Genomic DNA, 6,037 nt, shown 5'->3' with positions numbered 1-6,037 from the left:
GATGCTTCCCGTTGGCGTTCCGCAGACCGGCTGTGCCGAAACAGAAACCGTTGGTGCGTTCGCCTCAACTTTCGCTGCGTTTATAGCAACTGTTTTAGTTGCGGTACAGCCATCTATACTCTGTGAGGTAATGGTATGGGATGCATTTGCCGTTAATCCAGAATAAACAAGGGCTGCCGTAAATGCACCGCCGTCTACACTGTATTTCTCGCCTGCTACCGCTGTGATGCTGATGCTTCCCGTCGGCGTTCCACAGACTGGCTGTGTAACTGCGAATACCGGTGTATTTGCTATTGCTTTCGCTGGGCTGATGGTAAACGGTGTTGCTGCCGAGCTGCATCCATCTACACTCTGTGAGGTAACCGTATGTGCGCCCGGAGTTAATGAAGCGTAAGTGGTGGTTGCCGTAAATGCACCGCCGTCTACACTGTATTTCTCGCCTGTTACAGCAGTGATGCTGATGCTTCCAGTTGGCGTTCCACAGACTGGCTGGGCAACTGCGAATACAGGGGCATTTGCTACAGCTTTCGCTGGGCTGATGGTGAACGGCACTGCTGCAGAATTACAACCATCAACACTCTGTGAGGTAACGGTATGTGAGCCCGGAGTTAATGAAGCGTAAGTAGTGGCTGCCGTAAATGCACCGCCGTCTACACTATATTTTTCTCCGGTTACAGCAGTGATGCTGATGCTTCCCGTCGGCGTTCCACAGACTGGCTGGGTAATAGCGAACACAGGTGTGCTTGCTACAGCTTTCGCTGGGCTGATGGTGAACGGTGTTGCTGCCGAGCTACATCCATCTACACTCTGTGAGGTAACGGTATGTGATCCCGGAGTTAATGAAGCGTAAGTGGTAGTTGCCGAATAAGTTCCGCCGTCTACACTGTATTTTTCGCCGGTTACCGAAGTAATGCTGATGCTTCCGGTCGGTGTTCCGCAGACTGGCTGGGCAACTGCGAAAACAGGGGCATTTGCCACAACTTTCGCTGGGCTGATGGTAAACGGCACTGCTGCCGAGCTGCATCCATCAACACTTTGTGACGTTACCGTGTGTGCGCCAGGAGTTAATAAAGCATAAGTTGTAGTTGCCGTGAAAGCACCGCCATCTATGCTGTATTTCTCTCCTGCAACACCTGTAATATTGATAGTTCCCGTTGGCGTTCCACAAACTGGCTGGGTAACTGCGAACACTGGTGTGGTTGCTGTTGCTTTCGCTGGGCTGATGGTAAACGGCATTGCTGCCGAGCTGCATCCATCAACACTCTGTGAGGTAACGGTATGTGATCCCGGAGTTAATGAAGCGTAAGTGGTGGCTGCCGTAAATGCACCGCCGTCTACACTGTATTTTTCTCCTGTTACCGCAGTGATGCTGATGCTTCCTGTTGGCGTTCCGCAAACTGGTTGGGTAACTGCGAATACAGGGGCATTTGCTACAGCTTTTGCTGGGCTGATGGTAAACGGCACTGCTGCAGAATTACAACCATCAACACTCTGTGAGGTTACTGTATGTGCACCAGGAGTTAATGAAGCATAAGTTGTAGTTGCTGTAAAAGTTCCACCGTCTATGCTGTATTTTTCGCCTGTTACCGCTGTAATATTGATACTTCCTGTTGGTGTTCCGCAAGTTGATTGCGTTAATGCAAATACCGGAGTAGTTGCTACAACTTTCGCTGGGCTGATGGTGAACGGCACTGCTGCCGAGCTGCATCCATCTACACTCTGTGAGGTAACCGTGTGTGATCCCGGAGTTAATGAAGCGTATGTGGTGGTTTCTGTAAAAGCACCGCCGTCTACACTATATTTCTCGCCTGTTACCGCAGTGATGCTGATGCTTCCAGTTGGCGTTTCACAAACTGGCTGGGCAACTGCGAATACCGGTGCATTTGCTATTGCTTTCGCTGGGCTGATGGTAAACGGCACTGCTGCAGAATTACAACCATCAACACTTTGTGAGGTTACCGTATGTGCGCCCGGAGTTAATGATGCATAAGTGGTGGTTGCTGTAAAAGTACCTCCGTCTATGCTGTATTTTTCGCCTGTTACAGCTGTAATATTGATACTTCCTGTTGGTGTTCCGCAAGTTGGTTGTGTTAATGCAAATACCGGAGTAGTTGCCACAACTTTCGCTGGCGTAATGGTAAACGGCATTGCTGCTGAATTACAAGCATCAACACTCTGTGAGGTTACCGTATGTGCACCAGGAGTTAAAGCTGAATAAATTAAAGTTGCTGTAAAAGCACCTCCATCTATACTATATTTTTGGCCTGTTACCGCGGTGATGCTGATGCTTCCTGTCGGTGTTCCACAAACTGGCTGGGTAACTGCGAACACTGGTGTGCTCGCTACGGCTTTCGCTGGGTTTATTAAAATATTTGTTGCCGATGAAATACAGCCGTCAGAGCTTTTTGCTAGGATGCTGTGTGCTCCCGGTACAAGACCTGCGTAGGTTAAGGTAGCCGAATAAGTTCCGCCATCTACGCTGTAGGTTTCGCCCGTTACCGCTGTAATGCTGATGCTTCCAGTCGGCGTTCCGCAAACTGGTTGTGCCGTTACTGCTACAGTAGGAGCATTCGATGTTATTTTCGCAGGGCTGATTGTAATGTTTGTTGCCGTTGAGGTACAACTTCCCATACCCTTAGCAATTACACTATGTGATCCCGGTGCGAGACCTCTATAGGTTAAGGTAGAAGAATAGGCTCCTCCATCAAAACTATAGGTTTCGCCAGTTACACCTGTAATTGTGATGCTTCCTGTCGGCGTTCCGCAAACTGGTTGTGTAATGGCTACTGCTGGGGCATTCGGCAATGGATTTACTGTTACCGTCACTGGCATTGCAACCGATACACAGCCTGTTATTGTGTTTGTTCCTTGAATGTAATATGTGCCACTATTGGCTACCGCACTTGGACTGCTTAAAACAGTTGTCGTACCTGCATTTGTATAGTAAGCAAATGATAAATTAGCACTGCTTCCGCCGGTCACCGCAGCAGCAGTTAAGTCAATTTTTGACGGAGCGCAAACCGAAGCAGGGTTTGTTACCACAACAGTTGGTTGGGGCTGGATGGTTACGGCTACCGGCGTTACTGCTGAATAACATCCTGTCGAGGCCAAATATCCCTTTATATAATAGGTACCACTAGAAGCTACAGCATTCGGGTTATTTAAAACTGTTGTTCCAGAAGACTCTGTAAAATATGTATAAGTTAAGCCCGTGGTACTTCCTAATGTAACTGCGGTAGCAGTCAAATCGACAGTACTTGGAGCGCAGTTTGACTGGTTATGCGTAACTACCAAAGGTAGAGCATTCACCTTAACAGTAGTCGTTGTTGTGTTCGAGCAGCCTGTACCTGAATTTGAGAATGAATATGTTACCGTGTAAGTTCCAGACGCACTTGTTGCAAGATTGATATCGCCCGTTGCGGCACTGATGCTTAAGCCTGTTGTAGAACTGAAGGTACCACCTGTGGTACCACTAATTGTTGAACTTATATTTCCTGTTGCACAGAATGAACTACTGGAATAAGAAATTGTAGCAACCGGAAGTGGATTAACACCAACGGTTACACTTGCTACATTGGTACACGAAGGCGAAGTAACCGTTACCGAATAAATTCCAGCATTTACGCTCTGCATATTGCTAATAATCGGGTTTTGAAGCGATGAAGTAAAACCGTTCGGTCCTGTCCACGCATAACTTGTTGCACCAATTGCGTTAACACTTAACTGTGTCGAGCTTCCAGCACAAACAGGGTTTGTTGAGGCTGAAGCCGAAATGCCTGATGCCTGCACAACAGATGCGGTGTAGGTTGCAGTATTACCGCAAATATCACGAACAACAACAGGGTAATTGCCTACCGCTAACCCATTAAAAACATTTGCACTCTGCCAAGTTGTTCCTCCATCCTTGGAATATTCCAATGCTGAACCAGAGGCAGAGGTTGCCGTAACGCTTAAACTCCCTGTTGGTGAACCTGCGCAAACATAACCACCAGTAGAAAGTGCATCAATTGTTAAGGTATTACTCGCATTGTAGGTAATGGATTGTGTGTATAAAGGAGTTGTTGTACTACCCACTGGGTATAAACCAAAAACATAGGTACCATAATTTAATCCATCAAAAGATAAACTATTGTAAACTCCAGAACTTACCGCTGTTGAATTAAATCCTCTAAGAACTCCAACATTACTTGGACCAGAAATAATTTTAACTTGATATAAGCTTGAGTTGTTTAAATTTGCTTGTAGGGTTGCGCTAAACACACCGCAATTAGGCACTGTAGCTGTATAGTTCCCATTTAATTTACCACTGAAGCCAGATGCAACCGTAAAGGTATAAGAACTGTTTACGATACATGGTGCACTATTTACCTGTACCGTATAAGTACCATTAGGCCATGTCCCATCTGGGTTCGGTCCAGAAAAGACACCATTTATCTGTGTCGCAGATGTGTAAGTAAAACTTTTCGTATATCCAACAGCAGGATTACCTGTAGAGGATGCCGTAACAGTATAAGAAACTGCCGTATTAGCAGCAATTTGTACTGGATAGTATACTGCAAGAATCGATGAATTAGGATAATTATTTCCGTTGTTAATAGCACCTGATACAATTGAACCAACACTTGTTGGTATTGTTACGGAGCTTGTTTGAGTAGCATTATGCCCTAATACATCTAAAGCGGTAACAGAGTAAGCATGACCTGGTACAAATCCATAATAATAATTCAGGGTATTATTATTAATTGTTTGTGTAATAATTGTTCCTGTTACCTGATCTATAAATGTATATGTTACTGGGAAACAAATGGTTTCATATGGCATTACTTGAGCATTAACACCACCACCCAAATTACAATCATAAATTGCGGTAGCTCGGTTTCCTGTTCCCTGCTGAGGGCTTGATGTAGCCGTACTTTGCCATAAGCTATTAGGGGTTCTAAAAGAATTTCCGCACTCATCATAAATAATAATATCACCGTTTCCAAAAGGATAAGTTGCTGTAGCGGGTGCGGGAATAGATCTGGTTGATAATGGCACATTTGCGCCATTTAATACCCCACCCGCTCCATAAACATTACCACTACCAGATGGATATTCATAGCGCCAATAAAAATGTTGTAAATCAAAAGCAGCAAGACCACCATTTGTTGCCTTATACGTCCATCCATATGTATTTACAAAAGCACCTTTAGAGCAATCGTTATATTCTCCATTTTGAAAGTTGCCCCATGCAAAATACGCACCACCAAAGGGAGGTTGTATTTGGTTTACAGTTGTTGAAGTAGAATAAACACTTGAACTTTGTGTAACTGTTACTCCACAGGCATCAGTAATGCTAATCGTATAACTTCCAACAGTTAAATTATTAAATGTGTTGGAACTTTGAACACCAACGCTATTTGGATCTGGAGATATGCTATAATTATACGGTGCTTTACCTTTTGTTACAGTTACAGTAAGTTGTCCGTTGGTAGCTGTTGTACAACCTACCTGATAAGTAGGGATACTAATAACCATCGCAACATAAGTTGTGGTTAGCGTGACTGTACCACTTTGCGCAGTTACTGTAGTTGTGGCATCCTGTACTTTTACAATATAACTACCTGCTGGCAGATTGCTAAAGATATTACTTGCCTGATAATTTCGTATGACCGTACTGCCCTGTAATAGCTGGTAGTTTACAACGCCGGTGTTGCCCGTAGCGGTAGCGGTTATAGATGCATCCGATGCACAAGTGCCGTTAGTACCCGTAGCTGTAACGTTTAGGGCGGCAACCGCCATATTCCCTATACCTATTAAGGTAGAGAACGTGAGGAGGAATAAGAGATAAGTAAATCTAGTTTTCATAATATATTTGGTATCAAAAAAGCCTCAACCCGGCCCTCTCCGAAGGAGAGGGGGTAGCGATTGGCCAGTTATATAGTTTATTCTGTTTATACTGTTTTAAAAGTTTGTTTTCGGAGTGCGATAGTTTGGCACTTTAACCTTAAGCTAATAGGCTTGAGTTTCCCATCTACAAGCCTTTTCAAAATTCAGT

At 44.8% G+C, this 6,037-nt stretch carries 1 protein-coding gene; it reads right to left on the bottom strand.

Annotation, left to right across the window (positions count from 1 at the left end):
* On the bottom strand, positions 1-5,847 hold a 5,847-nt coding region (locus H7U22_RS18310), incomplete at its 3' end, for a beta strand repeat-containing protein (RefSeq protein ID WP_187072791.1).
* Between the last annotated feature and the right edge of the window lie 190 nt (positions 5,848-6,037).

The sequence above is a fragment of the Pedobacter fastidiosus genome (genome assembly GCF_014306625.1).
GTDB classification, from domain to species: Bacteria; Bacteroidota; Bacteroidia; order Sphingobacteriales; family Sphingobacteriaceae; genus Pedobacter; species Pedobacter fastidiosus.
This window is presented reverse-complemented; position numbering and strand designations above follow the sequence as displayed.